Here is an 18,511-nt window from a genome sequence, read left to right as displayed (position 1 = left end):
ACTCCTGGTTGCTGCGGCCCGACGCCCGCTCAGGCGGGAGTGACGGCGAGCGGGATCGACGCGTACGACCGGAAGAGGGCGCTGGGCTCGCGGACCGGCTCGGCGGCCAGGTCGATGTCGGTGAGCCGGTGCGCGAGCCGCTCGAAGACGACAGCTCCCTCGATGCGGGCCAGCGCGGCGCCGAGGCAGCCGCGTACGCCCCCGCCGAAGCCGACGTGCGGGTTGGGGTGCCGGCCGATGTCGACGCGACCCGGGTCGGCGAAGACGTCCTCGTCGTGGTTGGCGCAGCCGAGCAGGAGGAAGACCGACCGGCCGGGCCGGATCACCCGGTCGCCGACCGGGATCGGCGCCAACGCCAGCCGCGCGGTGTACTGGATCGGGGCGTCGAACCGGACGAACTCCTCGGCCGCGGTGGCTGAGAGGGACGGGTCGGCGCGCAGCCGACGCCACTCGTCGGGTCGGTCAGCCAGCGCGATGCTGCCGGTGCAGACCATGTTCATTGTCGTCTCGTAGCCGGTGAAGCAGAGGAAGACGATGTTGTCGACGACCTCCTCGGTCCCCTCGGCGGGGTCGGCCACGGCGAGCATCCGGTCGAGCAGGTCGCCGTTCGGATCGGCGTGCCGGTCGGCGAGCAGGTCGCGGACGTACCCGCGCAGCCAGGCGAGGGCCTCGTCGGCCGCCGCGCGGTCGGCCTCGGGCAGGAACGGCGTGAAGGCCCGGCCCAGCGCCGCCGAGCGGGGCCAGACCTCGGCGCGGGTCCGCGCCGCCGGCAGGCCGATGAGTTCGCACACGACTGTCGCGGCGACCGGAAACGCCAGGTCGGCGACGGCGTCCAGGCGGCCGGCGTCCAGCGCCGGGGCGAGCAGCTCGTCGACGAGATCGCCGACGCGGCTCGCGGTGCGCCGGGCCACGCCGGGGCTGAACGCGCGGACGATCTGCTGGTGCAGCCGGCTGTGGTCGTCCGGATCGCGGGTGGGGATGATGCGCCGGAACACCTCGCGGGAGAGATCCTGCGCCATCCGGAACTGCGGGTCGTCCTCCGGGAAGGTGTTGCTCAGCCGGCGGTCGCGCAGCAGCGCGGCCACGTCCCGGTGCCGGGTCACGCCCCAGCTCGCCGGCCCGAAGCGGCACAGCGGGCCGGCCGCCCGCATCCGCGCGTACGTCGGGTAGGGGTCGGCGACGACCTCGGGCGCGAGCGGGTCCATCCGCGCCGGCAGGACGCGGCCGGCGGGGCTCACGGCCGCACCGCCACGGGCACGCTGGCGTACGAGCGCAGCGTCCCGTCGGTCTGCCGGCGGGGCGGGCCGGCTGCCCTCAGCGTGCCGAACGTGCGCAGCAGGGTCTCGAACGCGACCTGCGCCTCCACCCGGGCCAGGTAACCGCCGAGGCAGTGGTGGATGCCGCCGCCGAAGGACAGGTGCGGGTTCTCGGCGCGGGTGATGTCGAGGCGGTCCGGCGCGGCGAACTGGTCGGGGTCACGGTTGGCGCTGCCCAGCAGCAGGATCAGCACCCGGCCGGCGCGGATGGTGCGGCCGCCGACGTCCAGATCCTCGCGGGCGAGGCGGGCGACGCCCTGGATCGGAGCGTCGTAGCGCAGGAACTCCTCGACCGCCCGGGGAGTCAGGGTCGGGTCCGACCGGAGCAGCGCGAGCTGGTCGGGGTGGTCGAGCAGGGCGGCCACCCCGGTGGCGATCAGGTTGGTGGTGGTCTCGAAGCCGGCGAAGAAAGCGAAGACCGCGTTGTCCACGATCTCGTCGTCGCCGAGCACGGCGCCGTCGTCGTCGGTCGCGGCCAGCATCCGGGACAGCAGGTCCTCGCCGGGTTCGGCGCGACGCCGCTGAAGGATGTCACCGAGGTAGCCGCGCAGCCACTCGACCGCCCGGTCGGCGGCCGGGCGGTCGTCGTCGGGCACGATCGCGGCGAACGCCTTGCTCAGGTCCAGCGCGTACGGACGGATGCGCTCGTGGTCGGCCGGCGGGATGCCCATCAGGGCGCAGACCACCATCACCGGCAGGGGAAAAGCGAGATCCGAGACTGCGTCGAAACCGCCGGTGCGGGTCGCCGGGGCCAGCAGCTCGGTGACCATCTGCTCGATGCGGGGGCGCAGCCGGCGGACCAGCGCGGGGCTGAACGCCTTGGCCATCAGGCGCCGCAGCCGGCCGTGCTCGGGCGGGTCGCGGTAGAGGATGATGCTGCCGAAGAAGTCGCCGGCCGCGCCGTCGCCGGCCGACATGCGGTGGTAGGCGGCCGGGAATTCGCTGCCCAGGCGCTGGTCGCGGACCAGCCGGGCGACGTCGGCGTAGCGGGTGACACCCCAGCTGCCCGGGCCCATCCGGCACAGCGGGCCGGCCGAGCGCAGCGCCGCGTAGGTGGGGTAGGGGTCGGCCACCACTGCGGGATCACGGGCGTCGAATCTCGGCGGCATGCCGGTACGGGCCGAGGTCATGCCCGCCAGTATGCTCAACCAAAGATACGAGAAACAAGTACTTCCGAGATACGCGAAACACTATTAGGCTTCCGAGCCATGACCGAGACCGTGGTGAGCGCTGACCCCCGGATCATCGCGATGGAGTTGCTGATGAAGGCCCCGGCCACCGTCAGCAGCCCGTACCCGCACTACCACGCGCTGCGAACCGCGGCGCCCAAGTACCGGATGGAACAGCCCGGTCAGGGTGTGGGTTGGGTGCTCACCGCGTACGACGACTGCCGGGCCGCGCTGCGCAACCCGTCGCTGGACAAGTCCGCGCAACGCCCGCGGATGGGCGACTCCCGTGGCCGCGAGGGCGCCCGCACCCTGCTGTTCCTCGACGGGCCGGAGCACACCCGGCTGCGCGGGCTGGTCAGCCGGGTGTTCACCCCACGGCGTACCGAGACCCTGCGCCCCCGACTGACCGCCTTCGTCGACGGGCTGCTCGACGACATCACCGCCCGCATCGGCCCCGGCGGCGGCGAGGTCGACATCGTCGGCTCGTTCGGCTTCCCGCTGCCGGTCATGGTGATCGGCGAGCTGGTCGGCGTGCCGCCGCAGGACTGGCCGCTGCTGCGCCGCCTCACCCGCGCCGCGTCCGGCGGGCTGGAGATCTTCGCCCCGGAGGAGGTGCTCAAAGCATCCGATCAGGCGCTCGGCGAGATGGAGGAGTACTTCGCCGACCTGGTCCGCAAGCGCCGCGAGGATCCCCGCGACGACCTCGCCTCCGCGCTCGGCCAGGTCGAGATCGACGGTGACCGGCTCTCGGTCGACGAGCTGATCCAGGTGATCGTGCTGCTCTTCGGCGCCGGCTTCCAGACCATGACCGACCTGATCGGGCTCGGCACGCACGCGCTGTGCCGCAACCCCGACCAGCTGCAGCGGCTGCGCGCCGAACCGGAGCTGACCCGCTCCGCGGTCGAGGAGCTGCTGCGCTTCGACTCCCCGGTGCACGTGCTGGGCCGGGCCGCCTTCGAGGACACCACCTTCGTCGACGGCACTCCGCTCAAGAGCGGCGAACACGTCATCACCCTGATCGGCGCGGCCAACCGTGACCCGGCCCGCTACGCCGACCCGGACCGGCTCGACATCGCCCGTTTCGCCGGCGCCGAACCGCCGGAGACACCGCTGTCGTTCGCCTGGGGCCCGCACCACTGCCTCGGCGCGCAGCTCGCCCGCGCCGAAGGGCAGATCGCCTTCCGCCGACTGGTGGACCGGTTCGCGGTCATCGAGCTGGCCGACCCGGACGCCGACGAGATCGACCTCGAATGGCGGCACAGCAGCACGTTCCGGGGCCTGGAGGAGCTGCGCGTCCGGCTCGTCCCGGCCTGAGCACCAGCGAACCACCACGCGCCGACCAGGAGGGGGAGTCCATGCCGGAGGCGGTGATCGTCGAGGCGGTACGGACGCCGATCGGCCGGCGCGAGGGTGTGTTGTCCGGCCTCAAAGCCGTGCAGCTGCTGCGGCACGTGCAGGTCGAGGTGCTGCGCCGCTCCGGCATCGCACCCGGCGAGGTCGAGCAGATCATCGGCGGTTGCGTCACGCAGGTCGGCGAGCAGAGCCTCAACGTCACCCGCAACGCCTGGCTCAACAGTGGACTCGACTACGAGGTCGCGGCGAGCACCGTCGACACCTCCTGCGGCTCCGCGCAGCAGGCCAACCACCTGATCGCGGCGCTCATCACCGCCGGCGCCATCGACGTGGGCATCGCCTGCGGCGTGGAATCGATGAGCCGGGTGCCCGTCGGCACCAACCTCTACCAGGGGCCCGGCCACTACAAGACACCCGACTACCCGTACGACGATCCGCCGAAGGCGCAGTTCGGCGGCGCCGAGCGGATCGCGGCCCGGCAGGGGCTGACCCGCGCGGACGCCGACGCCTACGGGCTGCGCTCGCAGCAGCGCGCGGCGCGGGCCCGCGACGAGGGCCGCTTCGACCGGGAGATCACGCCCGTGCCGCTGCCCGACGGCACGTCGGTCGACGCCGACGAGGGCATCCGCGACACCACAGCCGAAGGGCTGGCCGCCCTGCGTCCGGTGCTCCCGGACGGCATCCACACCGCCGGCACCACCTCGCAGATCTCCGACGGCGCCGCAGCGATCCTGTGGATGTCGCGGGAGCGGGCCGACGCACACGGCCTGCGGCCCCGGGCCCGGCTGACGCACCAGATCGTCACCGGCGCCGACCCCTACTATCTGCTCGACGGCCCCACGGTGGCCACCCGCAAGCTGCTCAAGCGCGCCGGCAGGACCCTCGACGACATCGACGTCGTGGAGGTCAACGAGGCGTTCGCCGCGGTCGTGCTGTCCTGGGCCGCGCACCATGACGCCGACCTGGACCGGGTCAACGTCAACGGCGGCGCCATCTCGCTCGGGCACCCGCTGGGCAGCAGCGGCACCCGGCTGCTGGTGACCGCCCTGCACGAGCTGGAACGCGCCGACGGCGAGGCCGCCCTGGTCACCATGTGCTGCGGCGGCTCGCTCGGCACGGCGTCGCTGCTGGTGCGGGAGTAGGCGGCATGGACACCGAGACACGCACCGCGCCGGCCCGCGACGCCGCGGCCTTCTACGCCGACGCCCGCCACGACCTGACCGGGCCGTTGCACGGCGTACGGGTCCTGGACGTCACGAAGGTCTGGTCCGGCCCGATCGCCAGTTGCGTCCTGGCCGACCTCGGCGCGGACGTCCTGCGCGTGGAGATGCCCGGCAACCGGGAGGGGTTGATGCCCCCGGACATTCCCGGCACCGGCCTGTCCTGGTTCCGCCAGAGCGTGCACCGCAACAAGCGCAGCATCGGGCTCGACCTGCGCCGCCCCGGCGCGGCCGAGGTCTTCCTGCGGCTTGTCGCCACCGCCGACGTGGTGGTGGAGAACTACAAACCCGGCACGCTGGACGCCTGGGGCGTCGGCTACCAGGCGTGCCGGGCGGTCCGGCCGGACGTGGTGCTGGTCTCCGTCTCCGGCTACGGCCAGTACGGCCCCGACGCGCAGCGACCCGGGTACGACCCGACCACCCAGGCGGCCGCCGGTTGGATGGCGCTCAACGGCGACCCCGACGGCGCTCCGCTGAAGGCGCCCACCTTCCTCGCCGACGACCTCGCCGGGCTGCACGCGGTGATCGGCGCGCTCGCCGCGCTGCGCCACCGCGACCGCACCGGCGAGGGTCAGCACGTCGACGTGAGCATGCTCGACTCGCTGCTGTTCTCCAGCAACGGCTACCTCACCCTCGGCGCGACCGGGGTGCCGCTGCGCCGCTGGGGCGACCAGGCCGATTTCGTGGTGCCGGCCGGCTGCTTCCGGTGCGCCGACGGCCACGTCTACGTGGCGGTCGCCCTGGACCGCTCGTGGCGTCGCCTGGCCGAGGTCGTCGGCCGCCCGGAACTGGCCCGCGCGCCCGGGTACGCGACAAACGAGGAACGCCGCGACAACCGCGCCACTGTCAACGCGGTCGTCGCCGACTGGTGCGCCGGGCGGAGTTGCGCCGAGGTGGTCGACACCCTCGACGCCAACGGGATCACCGCCGAGCGGGTGCGGACCTTCGCCGAGGCCGCGACCGACCCGCAGGTCCACGCCCGGGCCATGGTGCAGGAGACGGTGCTGTCCAACGGCAGCACCGCGCCGCTGACCGGCCCGGCGGTCAAGTTCTCCCGGACACCGACCGCCGTCCGCTCCGGCGCCCCCGAGCCCGGCGCGGACACCGACCGGGTTCTCGACGAGGTGGGCGTCGACGCGGCCACGCGGGACCGGCTGCGCGCGCAACGGGCCATCGGATGAGCAGGGGGTGACATGACAACGGCAGGCGACGCGCCGCGCTGCGCGCTGGTGACCGGGGTGTCCCGGGGAATCGGCCGGGCCGTCGCGCTGCGGCTCGCGGCGCAGGGGTATGCGGTGGCGGGCTGCTACAGCGCGCCGAGCGAGGCCGCGGACAAGACCCGGGCGGAGGTCGAGGCGTACGGGGTCGGGTCGTGGTTCGGGCCGTGCGACGTGACCGACCCGGACGCGGTCGACGCGTTCGTCACCGCCGCCGAGCGGCACCTCGGGCCGCTCACCGCGCTGGTCAACAACGCCGGCATCACCCGGGACCGGCCGCTGGTGCTGATGGCCCCGGACGAGTGGCACGACGTGATCGGCACCAACCTCACCGGCACCTGGAACACCTGCCGGACCGTCGCGTTCCGCTTTCTCAAGCGACGCCGCGGCGCCATCGTCAACCTGTCCTCGGTGGCCGGGGTCACCGGCAACACCGGGCAGACCAACTACGCCGCCAGCAAGGCCGGCATCATCGGGCTCAGCCTGTCGCTGGCCAAGGAGGTCGCCGGGTACGGCGTACGGGTCAACGTCGTCGCCCCCGGTTTCATCGAGACCGACATGACCGCCGCGCTGCCGGCGAAGCTGCGCGAGCAGGCGCTGGGGCAGATCCCGCTGGGCCGCTTCGGCGCGCCCGCCGACGTCGCCGACCTGGTCGAGTTCCTGCTCTCCGACCGCGCCGGCTATGTCACCGGCCAGGTGATCCGGGTGGACGGGGGGATCGTGCTGTGACCGCCGCACCCGCGTTCAGCGCCGCGACCCGCCCCGTCGACACGTACCAGGCCGCGGCGGCGCCCCTGCCGGCGATCGAGTGGGTCGAGGTGTCCGCCGGCCCGCGCGGCGGGATCAGCCTGCGCGCCGGCACCACAGTCGACGCCGCCGACGTCTACCTGGCCGGGCACTTTCCGGAGCTGACCGTGTATCCGGGCGTGTTCACCCTGGAGACGATCGGGCAGGCCGTGACGTCGGCGGTCGGCTACTGCGCCGGCCGGCTGCCCCAGCTGCACCGGTTGCGCTCCGCCCGGTTCCTCGCCCCGCTGCTGGCCGGCGACACGCTCACCGTCGAGGCGTCGGTCGGCCCGGTCGGCGACGACCAGTCCTTCGACGTCGCCGCCCGGTGCGTACGCGGCGACGGGGTCCACGCGGCCACGGTGCGCGCGGTCTACCGCTGGCCGAGCGCGGACGGCGGGAACGCCTGATGAGACTTGACCACGGCGAGCTGCGGGCCCTGCTGCCGCACCGGTACCCGATGCTGCTGCTCGACCGGGTCGACAGCGTCGAGCCGGGAGTGCGCCTGGAGGCCGTGAAGGCGGTCACCGGCTGCGAGCCCTGCTATCGGGGGATCGCCGAGGGGCAGGCCCCCGACCGGTACGCCTACCCGGCCTCGCTGCTGATCGAGTCGTTCGGTCAGGGCGCGGCGGTGCTCTGGCTGCTGTCGCGCGGGCCGGGCACGACCGGGCTGCCGATGTTCACCGCGGCCCGTGACTGCGTGCTGCTGCGCCCGGTGTACCCGGGCGACGTGATCCGGCACCGGGTGCGACTGGAACAGGTCGTGCACGGCGCCGCGTTCGCCGCCGGATCCAGCTGGGTGGGGACCGACCAGGTGGCGGAGTTCGGCTCGATGATGGCGGTCGTCCGACCGGTCGACGCCATCGCGGAGCGGAAACGATGAGAGGAAGAGGGAACCCCGATGAGTGAACGCGACCAGCACATGGCGGAGCTGCGGGAGATCGTGGCGGAGGTGCTCGAGTTGGAACCCGAGGAGGTCGCCGACACCGCCGACTTCGTCGAGGAGTACGAGGCGGACTCGTTGCGGGCGATCGAGATCCTGGCTCGGATCGAGAAGAAGTACAAGGTGGAGATCCCGCAGGCCGAGTTGAACGAGATGCGCAGCCTCAAGGCCGTCCACGAGGTGGTGGCGCGACACGCCGGCTGGCAGGACTGACCGTGCACCGCGTGGTCGTCACCGGGCTCGGGCCGGTGTCCGGCATCGGCATCGGCGTGAACGAGTTCACCGCCGGGCTGCGCTCCGGCCGGTCGGCCGCCGCGCCCATCACGAGCTTCGACGCGAGCGGATTCCCGCACCACTTTGCCGGTGAGGTGCCCGCGTTCCGGCCGGAGGCGCTGCTGCGGCGGCTGCGGGTCGCCGACTGGGGCCGCTCGGCGCTGTTCGCGGCGGCGGCTGCCCGGCTGGCCGCGATGGACGCGGGTCTGTCGCTGCCGGCCACCGACCCGGCGCGCGTCGGCGCGGTCGTCGGCACCACCAGCGGCGAGTCCACTGTGGTGGAGCAGCTCACCGCCGAGCTGGTGGCCGGCGGCTACCCGGCCATGTCCGCCGAGGCGCTGCGGCAGGCGCCGGCCGAGCGGCTGTCCTACGCGGTGAGCGCGGAGCTGGGGCTGGCCGGGGAGTCGGTCACCCTCACCACCGCCTGTTCGGCAAGCAACTACGCCATCGGGTACGCGTACGACCTGTTGTGCTGGGGTGAGGCGGACGTGATGGTGGCCGGCGGCGCCGATTCGGTGTGCCGGTGGGCGCACGCCGGCTTCTACCGGCTCGGCGCGCTGACCGAGCGGGCCTGCCGGCCGTTCGACCGGGACCGCTCCGGCATCCTCACCGGTGAGGGCGGCGCGGCCCTGGTGCTGGAGACCCTGGAGCACGCGCAGGACCGGGGCGCCCGGATCTACGCCGAGGTGCTGGGGTACGGCGTCAACTGCGACGCCCACCACATGGTCGCGCCCAACGAGGAGAGCGTCGCGGCGTGCATGCGGCTGGCCCAGGAGAACGCCGGGGTCAAACCGGAGGACATCGACTACATCAGCACGCACGGCACCGGCACGCCCGCCAACGACCTGTGCGAGGCGCGGGCCATCCGGGCGGTGTTCGGCGACCGGGTGCCGCCGGTCAGCTCGATCAAGTCGATGCTCGGCCACACGATGGGCGCGGCGAGCGGGTTCGGCGCGATCGCCACCACGTTGGGCATCCGGCACGGGTTCCTGCCCCCGACCATCAACTGGGCCACCCCCGACCCGGAGCTGTCGTGGATCGACCCGGTGCCGAACACGGCCCGGCCGGCCACGGTGCGGGTCGCGCAGAACAACGGCTTCGCGTTCGGCGGCAACAACGCCATCACGATCTTCGGGGCGATCCGGTGACCGGCCTGGTGACCGGCTGGGGAGTGCTCAGCGCGGCCGGGGAGTCGGTCACCGAGCTGCTGGCCGCCGTCCGCGCCGGCACGGTCGTCGGCGTCGACGTGCGCGACCGCTTCGACGAGCCGCTGCCCACGGAGCAGGCGCCGGCGATCGCCGACTTCGACGTACGCCGGCTGCTGGGCCGCAAGGGCACCAGCTTCCTGGACCGGGCGACCGCGCTGGCCATGGTGGCCTGCGGGCGGGCGCTGGCCGACGGGGGCCTCGCCCCCGACGACGACAACCGGCACCGCATCGGCGTGGTGCTGGGCACCACCACCGGCAGCCTGAAGTCGACGATGGACTTCTCCCGCGAGACGCTCGTGCAGGACAAGCCGTACCTGGTCAACCCGGTGTTGTTCCCGAACACGGTGATGAACTGCGCCAGCGGCCAGGCCGCGATCCGCTACGGGCTGCGCGGCGTCAACGCCACAGTGGCCGGCGGACCGCTCGCCTTCCTGTACGCGCTGCGCTACGCGCTCAACGCCCTGCGCCGGGGATACGTCGACGCCCTGCTGGTCGGCGGCGTCGAGGAGTACACGCCGAACACGGCGTGGGCGGCGCAACTGACCGGCGCCGGCCCGGCCGGTGAGGCCGCGGCAGTCTACCTGCTGCGCCGCCCGACGCCCGGCCGCACCGGGGCGCCACGCGCCCAGGTGCTCGCGGTGGCCACCGGCTTTCAGCCGGAGCCCGGCGCCGACGGGCTCGCCGGCTGCGTACGTCGCGCGCTGGCCACGGCGAAGGTCCGCCCGGCCGACGTGTGGGCGATCGCGAGCGGCGATCTCGACGCCGACAGCCTGTCCGAGGTGGTGCCGACGGCCGCGCAGCGGTTGTCGGTGCGTCCGGCGCTCGGTGACTGTCAGTCCGCCACCGGCGCGCTGGCGCTGGGCGTGCTGCTGGGCCGCTACGCCGAGGACCCGGACGCGCGCGGTCGACCCGCGCTGATCGTCGGGCGGTCCCGCGACGGCGCGGTCGCCGCGGCCGTGGTGCGGGGGTAGGACATGGCCGCCACCATCACCGCCACTGCGGTCCGTACCTGCTTCGGCGACGGCCCGGCCACCGTCGCGGCGCTGCTGCGCGGCGCGTGCGGCGCCGCCGGGCTGCGGCGGTCGGACCCGGCCCGGGTGGGGGTCGGCCACGGCTACCCGATCGACGACGACGCGCCGTTCGGTCCGAGCCGCTGGCTGACCGAGTGCGTGGCCGAGGCCCTCGCCGCCGCCAGCCTCGATCCCCGTCGACAGCGGGTGGTGAGTCTCGTGGGCACCGGGCTGCGCGAGTCGGCCGAGGTGGAGCGGGCGGCCCTGGCGGGCTCGGTCGACTTTCCCGCCGAGCGGCTGCACTTCGCCGACGCCGTCGCCAGCGCGGCGCCCGGCGTGCGGCAGGTGGTGACCCTGGCCAACGCGTGCAGCGCCGGCGGTTCCGCCCTCGCCCTGGCGCAGGACCTGGTGGAGACCGGCGAGGCGGACGCGGTGCTGGTCGGCGGCACCGACGGCAGCAGCGCCTCCATGCTGGCGATGATCGGCCGGGTGGCCGCCCGCCCGACCAGCCGGGTGCAGCCCTTCGACGCCGACCGGGCCGGTGTGCTGCTCGGCGACGGCGCGGCGGTGCTGGTGGTCGAGCCGGAACGACCCGAAGGGCTGGCCCGGCTGCTCGCCACCGGGCTGTCCTGCGACGCCGGGCACGAGACGGCGCCCGACCCGGCGGGCATCCTGCGGGCGGTCCACGACGCCCACCACCGCGCCGACCGCCGACCCGATGAGGTCGACCTGGTGCTGGCGCACGGCACCGGCACGACGCTGAACGACGAGACCGAGGCGCGGGTGATCGCCGAGGTGTTCGCCGGTTGCGTACCCGGCCCCCTGGTCACCGCCCTCAAGGGCGCCGTCGGCCACACGTCGGGAGGATCGGCGCTGCTCAGCGTCGCTGTCGCCGTCGAGATCCTGCGCACCGGCCGGGTGCCGCCGGTGGTCGGGCTGACCCGGCCGGCGCCCGAGTCGGCCGCGCTGCGGCTGGTCCGCGACGCGGCCGTGCGGGCGGACGTCCGGGTGGCGCAGGTGGACGCGTTCGGCTTCGGCGGTCTCAACGCCGTCACCCTCCTGGAGGCGGTGCGATGACCGGCCGCGCCCAGGTCGGGCACCTCGCGCCGACTCCGGATCGGACCGTGCCGCCGCCCGCGTCCCGCCGGCCGGGCCAGGTGACCCGGCCGGATCGGTCCATGGCGGACATGCCGCCCGGGGCCGACCCGGATCGGCCGGTGGCCGCCGTTCTCGCGGCGGCACTGCACCTGCCAGGAGTACGCCTGCGCGGAGTCGACCTGCCGGCGAGGGCCGCCGACGAGGAACCCGCCTGCCCGCCCGAGCGGGCCGCCGACCTGCTGGGCCGCAAGGGTCTGCTGGCCAAGGAGCCGTCCACCCGGCTCGCACTCTGCGCCGTGCACCGGGCGCTGGGCCGCGCGCCGAAGGCGCCCCGCCCGAGCGGGCCGGCGGATCCGCGTACCGCCGTGGTGGTCAGCTCCAACCTGGGCAACGTCGCCACCGTCGGCGACATCGCCCGCCGCCTGCGCGAGGGCGGCCCGCGCGAGGTCGGCCCGTTGGAGGCGCCGAACGCCTCCAGCAACGTCATCGCCGGCGCGATCGCCATCTGGTTCCGCTTCGGAGGCCCCAACCTCACCGTCTGTTCCGGCGCTACCGCCGGCCTGGACGCGATCTGGCTGGCCGGGCTGCTGCTGCGTACCGGCCGCGCCGACCGGGCCGTCGTGGTCGGCACCGAACCGGACGACCCGCAGGCCCAGGCCCTGCACGCCGCCCGGGACGGCGCCACCGCCGCCCTCCCGCTGCGCGCCGGGGCGGCCTGCGTGCTGCTCGGCCGGGTCGACGCCGAGCCGCACCCGTTGGCCCTGCTGGGGCCGGTGCGGGCGGGCGTACCCGTCGACAGCACCCCACGCGGCCTGCTGGTCGACGCGGCCGCCGTGGCGGGCGACCACTACGGCGCCGCGGGGGTCGTGCACACGGCGCTGGCCGTACGCCTGGTCGACGCCACCCCGAACGTCACGGTTCGCTGCGGCGACCCCGTCGACGGCATGCGCGAACTCGACGTCCGGGCGGCGCGGCGATGAGCGGCACGCCACCTCCGGTCGCTGTGCACCGGCTCGCCGGCCCGGACACCGGGACGCCGACCGTGCTGCTCGCGCACGGCATGTCCGACGCCTGGCGCAGCTGGCGACCCCTGGCGCAGCGGCTGCCCACCGGCTGGCGGCTGCTCGCGGCCGAGCTGCCGTGGAAGGCGGGCACCGATCACCGCTGGCGGCGTCGGGGCACCCCGGGCGCCTGGCTCGCCGCCGCCATCCGTGCCCTGGCCACGCCCCCCGACGTCGTGGTCGGCCACTCGCTCGGCGCGAACGCGGTGCTGGAGATGCTCGCCACCGAACCGGACGTCGCGCCGCGCGGGGCGATGCTCATCGCGCCGTTCTACTGCCCGCCCGACCTGGCGGTCACCTGGGCGGTGCACGAGCGGGCGCAGGCCAACTTCGTCCAGATCATCGACGAGGGGCTGCGCCACCGTCTCGGCCCCCGGCTGGCCGACCTGGACGCGGAGACCCTGACCGCGATGCGGGACATCATGGTGGACCGGATCGGGCCGGTCGGCTTCACCACGCTGTTCGACCACTTCACCGCGACCGCCGGCCTGCCGCTGCACTCGGTGACCGTGCCGACCATGGTGCTCACCGGTGGCCGGGACCCCGGCCTCGACGGCCCGCGCGTCGGCGCGCTGCGGGCCGAACTCCCCGACGCGCACGTCGTCGTGGAGCCGGATTTTCACCACTTCTGTCATCTCGACCGGGCGGCCGAGGTGGCCCGACACGTCGCGGGCTTCGTCGAGAAGGTCTGCCCCGACCCCGCGATCCGAGGAGGTACGCCGTGACCACGGCGGTTGAGAACGCATCCGTGACACTGTCGGCCCGGCCCGGGTTCGAGGGCGCGAACATCCGCACCTGGATCGGCTTCAAACACTTCGCGTACCTGGTGGAGCAGGGTGTGCTGCAGTGGTTCCGGGAGCGGGGGCACGGCCCCGGCCGGCTCTACCACGAGCACGGGGTGGGGCTGTCGATCCGGGACTGTTCGCTGCTGCTGCCCGCCGTCCTCGATGTCGACGACACCGCGACGGTGGTGGCGACCCCCGCCGCCAACGGCCGGTTCGCGGTGCGGATGGGTGTGCGCCGCGACGCCGACGTCACCGTCTGCCGGGCCCGGGTGCGGGTGGCCCTGGTGCGGGAGGCGGACGTACCGCAGGCGGCGCCGCTGCCGGCGGAGCTGGCCGGCCTGGTCGAGGAGTCGGCCGCCGGCGAGCCGGGCGCCCCCGCCGGCGCGGACCCGGCCGACACGCTGCGCGCCGCCGGAGCGGGATTCGTGTGGCCGTGGCGGGTGCCCTACTTCTACTGCCAGTACTCGCGGCGGATGCAGCACTCCGGGTACATCCGGCTGCTGGAGGAGGTGGTGGACCGCTACCTCGCCGACCGGGGTGTGTCGGTGGGCCGGATGCTGCGCGAGCGGGGCTGGATCCCGGTGGTCTCCCGCGCCCGGATCGAGGTGCTCGGCGACGCCCACCTCGACGAGCCCGTGTGGGTCAGCTTCACCGTCACCGACGTGCTCAAGGACGTCACGTACGACGCGCGGATGGACTGCCACGTCGTGCGCGACGGTCGCCTGGTCCGGGTGGCGACGGCCAGCATCCTGCACGGGTACGCGGTCAGCCGCGGCCCGGAGGCGGGCCGGCTCGCCACCCTCGACGGGGAGACCGTGGCGGCGTTGACCGGCGGGCGGCGGTGATGGCCACCAAGCAGCCCCGCCTGTACTTCTCCTTCCGCAGCCCGTACAGCTGGCTGGCCGTGGAGCGGCTGACCCGGGCGCTGGGCCGGCCGCAGGAGGTGCTGGAGTTCATCCCCTACTGGGATCCGGACGCGCGGACGCAGGAGGCGCTGACCGCCCGTGGCGGCGCCTTCCACTACGTGCAGATGAGCAAGCCGAAGCACCTGTACCTGCTCCAGGACGCCAAGCGGCAGGCCCAGCGGCTGGGCCTGGCGATGCGCTGGCCGATCGACATCGACCCGTGGTGGGAGGTCCCGCACCTGGGCTGGCTGGCCGCCCGGGAACAGGGCGCGGGGGAGGCGTTCTACCGGGAGGTGATCGCCGCCCGTTGGCAGCGGGGCGAGGACGTGTGCACCCCCGAGGTGATCGCCGAGGTCGCCGAGCGGGCCGGGGTGGACCCGGCGGTGGTGCTCGGCGCGGTGCAGGACGAGACCGTCCGGGCGGCCGGGGCGCACTGCCTGCTGCGGGCGTACGAGGAGGACATCTTCGGCATTCCCTACCTGCGGCTGGGTCCACACCGGTTCTGGGGCGTGGACCGGGTCGACGACTTCCTCGCCGCGTACGCCGAGCGGACCGGCACGCCTGTCGCGCCCCCCGCGGTGCCGGCGGGCGTGGGCGGGTACGACACCGACACCGGAGGCGGCTGTGGCTGAGCGACGAGACCCGGACCAGGAACGCGCCCACCGCCGTCGGCAGTTGGTCCTCACGCTGCGCGCGTTCGCCCTCGCGGGGTTCGACGAGGGCGCGGGCGGCCACGTCACCGCCCGGGACCCGATCGAACCGGACACCTTCTGGATCAACCCGTTCGGCCGGCACTTCGCCCACGTGCGCGACGACGACCTGCTGCGCGTCGACCACACCGGCGACGTGGTCGACGGCTCCGGCCGGATCAACCCCGCCGGGTACGCCATCCACTCGGCCATCCACAAGGCCCGCCCGGACGTGGTGGCCGCCGCGCACACCCACTCGATCCACGGTCGGGCGTTCTCGGCGCTCGGCCGGCCGCTCGCGCCGATCACCCAGGACGCGTGCGCCTTCTTCGAGGACCACGAGGTGCACGACGAGTACGGCGGAGTCGTCCTCGACGGCGCGGAGGGTGACCGCATCGCGGCGACGCTGGGCACCGGCAAGGCCGTCGTCCTGCGCAACCACGGACTGCTGACGGTCGGCGGGTCGGTGGCCGAGGCGGCCTGGTGGTTCCTGGCGATGGACCGCTGCTGCCAGGTGCAGCTGCTCGCCCAGGCGGCCGGCGAGCTGGTGGTGATCCCCGCCGACGCGGCCCGGGCCGCGCGGGCGGACATCGGTACCGCGCAGATCGCCCGACTGAACTTCCGGCCGGTCGCGGAGCACGTCCTGGCGGTCAGCCCCGACCTCACGCACGGCACCACGCCCAGACAGGAGTGACGAGTGGCCGAGCTGCTGAAGACCATGGTCCGGGACCGGGCCGGCGACGTCGCGCTGACCGACGAGCGGACCACCCGGACGTGGGCGGAGCTGGACCGGTCGGTGGACCGGTGGATCGGCGTGCTGCGCGGGGCCGGCCTGGACGTCGGCGACCGGGTGGCGTTCGTGCTCGGCAACCGGCACGAGACGTTCGAGGCGCTGCTCGCCTGCGTGCACGCGGGGCTGGTGGCGGTGCCCGTCAACTGGCACCTCACCGCGCCGGAGATCGCCCACATCCTGACCGACTGCGGCGCGCGGGCGGTGCTCACCGAGGCGGCGTACGCCCCGACGGTGCGCGACGCGGTGGCGCGTACGCCGGGCGGCCCCGATCTGCTGGTGACTGTCGACGGCGGGGACGGGTTCACGGTGGTGGACGACCTGCCGGCGGGACCGGGCGTCCCGGCGCTCTCTGGCGGAGTGCTGCTCTACACCTCGGGCACCAGCGGACGCCCCAAGGGCGTGGTCAACCCGCTGCTCAAGGTGGGCGCTCCGATCGACCGGGTGGCCGCCACCACCGAGGCGCTCGGCGGCGGGCTGGGCATTCCGACGCAGGGGCAGGCGCTGCTGGTCGGTCCCTGGTACCACTCGGCGCAGTTGTTCTTCGCCCAGTTTCCGCTGCTGCGCGGCTGTGGGCTGGTGTTGCGCCGCGGGTTCGACCCGGTCGAGGTGCTGCGCGTGATCGACGACGAGAAGATCACCATCAGTCATCTGGTGCCGACCCAGTTCATCCGCCTGCTGCGGGTCGACGCGGCGACCCGGGCGGCGTTCTCCGGGGCCAGCCTCGCCCGGATCTGGCACGGCGGCGGCCCCTGCCCGCCGGAGACCAAGCGGGCGATGATCGAGTGGTGGGGGCCGGTGTTCGTGGAGTACTACGCCGCCACCGAGGCCGGCATCGTCACCCTCGCCGACTCGCACACCTGGCTGGCCCGGCCGGGCACTGTGGGCCGGCCGGCGCCGCCGACCGAGGTGGTGGTGGTCGACGACGAGGGCCGGCCGGTGCCCGCCGGGCAGGAGGGTCGGGTGGCCGTGCGGCGGCCCCCGGGCCGGGGGTTCCACTACCACAACGCTCCGGAGCAGACCGAAGAGGCGCACGTCGCTCCGCACACCTTCACCGTCGGCGACCTGGGCCACCTGGACGACGACGGCTACCTGTTCCTCACCGGCCGCTCGGCGGAGCTGATCGTCACCGGCGGCGTGAACGTCTATCCCGCCGAGGTGGAGGCGGTGCTGTCGACGCACCCGGCCGTGCAGGACAGCGTGGTCATCGGGGTGCCGGACGACGAGTTCGGTGAGCAGGTCCGAGCGGTGGTGCAGCTCGACCCGACGTGGCCGGTCCAGGGCGTCGAGCAGGCCCTCGACGCGCACTGCCGGACCAGCCTGGCCGGCTTCAAGGTGCCGCGCTCGTACGAGATGGTCGACCGGATCCCGCGCGAGCCCACCGGCAAGGTGCCCCGCCGGGCGTTGCGGGACCGCTACCGGCCGGCCACGGTGAGGCCGGGTCTACTCGCGGACCCGGCGACCTTCCTGACCGGCGTGCCGCACGACGAGTTCGCCCGCCGCCGACGGGAGGCGCCGGTGGCCTGGGTCGAGGAGGTCGAGCTGACCCGCACCGACCAGGACCGGTCGGTGCGGTCCCGAGGCCCGGGTTTCTGGGCCGTCACCCGCCACGCCGCGGTGTCCGCAGTGTCCCGGGACCCGGCGACGTTCTCGTCGGCGGCCGGCGGGGCGTTCCTCGCCGACCCCCGGACTCCGGAGGATCTGCACCGCAACCGGCAGCTTCTGATCAACATGGACGCTCCGGAGCACGCCTGGGTGCGGCGGCTGGTGGCGGGGGCGTTCACGCCCCGCGCGGTGGGTCGCCTCGGTGAGCTGGTCACCCGGCATGCCGAGGAGGTCGTCGCCCGGGCGGTGGCCGCGCGCGACATCGACGTGGTGGCGGACCTCGCGGCCGAGCTGCCGCTGCTCGTCCTCACCGACCTGCTCGGTGTGCCCCGGGCGGACCGTCGGTTGCTGTTCGACTGGAGCAACAACCTGGTCGGGTTCGACGATCCCCGCTACGGCGGTGGCAGCGTGCAGCGCTACCGGGACACCTTCGCGGCGGCCTTCGCGTACGTCCGGCAGCTGGCGGCCCAGCGACGGGCCGCGCCCACCGACGACCTGCTGAGCCTCCTCGTGCACGCCGAGGCCGACGGCCGGGGCCTGACCGACGCGCAGCTGTGCCAGCTGTGGCTGCTGCTGGTCATCGCCGGCAACGAGACCACCCGGCACCTCATCTCCAACGGGGTGCAGGCGTTGCTGGAGCATCCCGAGCAGCGGGACCAGCTGATCGCCGAGCCGGATCTGACCGCGAGCGCGGTCGAGGAGCTGCTGCGCTGGGTCACGCCGATCATGCAGTTCCGCCGCACCGCCACCCGCGACACCGTCCTCGACGGAACCCGCATCGCCGCGGGGGACAAGGTCGTCGTCTACTACATCTCGGCCAACCGGGACCCGGCCGCGTTCGCCGATCCCGACCGGCTGGACCTCGCCCGCGATCCCAACCCGCACCTGGCGTTCGGTATCGGTCCGCACTTCTGCCTGGGCGCGCACCTGGCCCGGCTGGAGATGGCGGCGTTTCTCACCGCGATCCGTCCGCATCTGGCCCGGCTCCGGCTGACCGGGCCGGTACGCCGGATGCGGACCAACTTCATGAACGCCGTCACCGCGATGCCCGCGCGCTTCGACGTCGCGCCGGAAGGGGAGTGA

General features: G+C 74.2%; 18 protein-coding genes. 16 read left to right on the top strand and 2 right to left on the bottom strand.

Annotated elements, in window-relative coordinates:
- Nucleotides 1–29 precede the first annotated feature (29 nt).
- Both ACGGAQ_RS20025 and ACGGAQ_RS20020 read right to left on the bottom strand, forming a co-directional pair.
- Nucleotides 30–1,238 (bottom strand): cytochrome P450, encoded by a 1,209-nt coding sequence (locus ACGGAQ_RS20025; RefSeq protein WP_393051337.1) that lies wholly within the window; start codon nt 1,236–1,238, stop codon nt 30–32.
- Nucleotides 1,235–2,446, bottom strand: coding sequence for a cytochrome P450 (locus ACGGAQ_RS20020; RefSeq protein WP_393051335.1), 1,212 nt, complete (start codon nt 2,444–2,446; stop codon nt 1,235–1,237). The genes ACGGAQ_RS20025 and ACGGAQ_RS20020 overlap by 4 nt, the downstream gene beginning before the upstream one ends.
- A gap of 78 nt (nt 2,447–2,524) precedes the next feature.
- Between ACGGAQ_RS20020 and ACGGAQ_RS20015 the strand changes: the two genes are divergently transcribed.
- From ACGGAQ_RS20015 to ACGGAQ_RS19940, 16 genes are read left to right on the top strand one after another with little or no spacing between them, the layout of a single operon-like run.
- The gene (locus tag ACGGAQ_RS20015; protein ID WP_393051333.1) at nt 2,525–3,799 is read left to right on the top strand and encodes a cytochrome P450; all 1,275 of its coding nucleotides are present in this window, start codon (nt 2,525–2,527) and stop codon (nt 3,797–3,799) included.
- A gap of 41 nt (nt 3,800–3,840) precedes the next feature.
- Nucleotides 3,841–4,980, top strand: a complete 1,140-nt coding sequence (locus tag ACGGAQ_RS20010; RefSeq protein ID WP_393051331.1) for a steroid 3-ketoacyl-CoA thiolase — start codon at nt 3,841–3,843, stop codon at nt 4,978–4,980.
- Nucleotides 4,981–4,985: 5 nt separating this feature from the next.
- Nucleotides 4,986–6,239, top strand: coding sequence for a CaiB/BaiF CoA transferase family protein (locus tag ACGGAQ_RS20005; RefSeq protein ID WP_393051329.1), 1,254 nt, complete (start codon nt 4,986–4,988; stop codon nt 6,237–6,239).
- A gap of 12 nt (nt 6,240–6,251) precedes the next feature.
- Entirely contained in the window at nt 6,252–7,004 is a 753-nt protein-coding gene (gene fabG, locus ACGGAQ_RS20000) for a 3-oxoacyl-[acyl-carrier-protein] reductase (RefSeq protein WP_393051327.1), read from the top strand.
- Nucleotides 7,001–7,471 carry a hypothetical protein gene (locus tag ACGGAQ_RS19995; RefSeq protein ID WP_393051325.1) on the top strand — a complete coding sequence of 157 codons (471 nt, stop codon included), beginning with the start codon at nt 7,001–7,003 and terminating at the stop codon, nt 7,469–7,471. Before fabG ends, ACGGAQ_RS19995 begins: the two co-directional genes overlap by 4 nt.
- Nucleotides 7,471–7,944: a 3-hydroxyacyl-ACP dehydratase FabZ family protein gene (locus ACGGAQ_RS19990; protein WP_387184714.1), complete on the top strand. Its 474-nt coding sequence runs from the start codon at nt 7,471–7,473 to the stop codon at nt 7,942–7,944. Before ACGGAQ_RS19995 ends, ACGGAQ_RS19990 begins: the two co-directional genes overlap by 1 nt.
- A gap of 18 nt (nt 7,945–7,962) precedes the next feature.
- On the top strand, nt 7,963–8,217 hold the full coding sequence (locus tag ACGGAQ_RS19985; RefSeq protein ID WP_354855241.1) for an acyl carrier protein: 255 nt from the start codon (nt 7,963–7,965) through the stop codon (nt 8,215–8,217).
- Nucleotides 8,218–8,219: 2 nt separating this feature from the next.
- On the top strand, nt 8,220–9,425 hold the full coding sequence (locus tag ACGGAQ_RS19980) for a beta-ketoacyl-[acyl-carrier-protein] synthase family protein (protein WP_355067543.1): 1,206 nt from the start codon (nt 8,220–8,222) through the stop codon (nt 9,423–9,425).
- Entirely contained in the window at nt 9,422–10,456 is a 1,035-nt protein-coding gene (locus tag ACGGAQ_RS19975) for a beta-ketoacyl synthase N-terminal-like domain-containing protein (RefSeq protein ID WP_393051322.1), read from the top strand. Before ACGGAQ_RS19980 ends, ACGGAQ_RS19975 begins: the two co-directional genes overlap by 4 nt.
- Before the next feature lie 3 nt (nt 10,457–10,459).
- Nucleotides 10,460–11,572 carry a beta-ketoacyl synthase N-terminal-like domain-containing protein gene (locus ACGGAQ_RS19970; RefSeq protein WP_393051320.1) on the top strand — a complete coding sequence of 371 codons (1,113 nt, stop codon included), beginning with the start codon at nt 10,460–10,462 and terminating at the stop codon, nt 11,570–11,572.
- Nucleotides 11,569–12,573 (top strand): beta-ketoacyl synthase N-terminal-like domain-containing protein, encoded by a 1,005-nt coding sequence (locus ACGGAQ_RS19965; RefSeq protein ID WP_393051318.1) that lies wholly within the window; start codon nt 11,569–11,571, stop codon nt 12,571–12,573. Before ACGGAQ_RS19970 ends, ACGGAQ_RS19965 begins: the two co-directional genes overlap by 4 nt.
- Nucleotides 12,570–13,379, top strand: a complete 810-nt coding sequence (locus ACGGAQ_RS19960; RefSeq protein ID WP_393051316.1) for an alpha/beta fold hydrolase — start codon at nt 12,570–12,572, stop codon at nt 13,377–13,379. Before ACGGAQ_RS19965 ends, ACGGAQ_RS19960 begins: the two co-directional genes overlap by 4 nt.
- Nucleotides 13,376–14,284 carry an acyl-CoA thioesterase gene (locus ACGGAQ_RS19955; RefSeq protein WP_393051314.1) on the top strand — a complete coding sequence of 303 codons (909 nt, stop codon included), beginning with the start codon at nt 13,376–13,378 and terminating at the stop codon, nt 14,282–14,284. The genes ACGGAQ_RS19960 and ACGGAQ_RS19955 overlap by 4 nt, the downstream gene beginning before the upstream one ends.
- The gene (locus ACGGAQ_RS19950; protein ID WP_393051312.1) at nt 14,284–14,976 is read left to right on the top strand and encodes a 2-hydroxychromene-2-carboxylate isomerase; all 693 of its coding nucleotides are present in this window, start codon (nt 14,284–14,286) and stop codon (nt 14,974–14,976) included. The genes ACGGAQ_RS19955 and ACGGAQ_RS19950 overlap by 1 nt, the downstream gene beginning before the upstream one ends.
- A complete protein-coding gene (locus ACGGAQ_RS19945; RefSeq protein ID WP_393051310.1) occupies nt 14,969–15,727 on the top strand; it encodes a class II aldolase/adducin family protein in 759 nt (252 codons plus the stop codon). The genes ACGGAQ_RS19950 and ACGGAQ_RS19945 overlap by 8 nt, the downstream gene beginning before the upstream one ends.
- Before the next feature lie 3 nt (nt 15,728–15,730).
- Nucleotides 15,731–18,511, top strand: a complete 2,781-nt coding sequence (locus ACGGAQ_RS19940; protein WP_393051308.1) for a cytochrome P450 — start codon at nt 15,731–15,733, stop codon at nt 18,509–18,511.

It is taken from the genome of Micromonospora sp. NPDC047557, assembly GCF_043205095.1.
GTDB lineage: Bacteria > Actinomycetota > Actinomycetes > Mycobacteriales > Micromonosporaceae > Micromonospora.
Note: the sequence above shows the minus strand (reverse complement) of the source record. Positions and strands in the feature narration are given on the sequence as shown.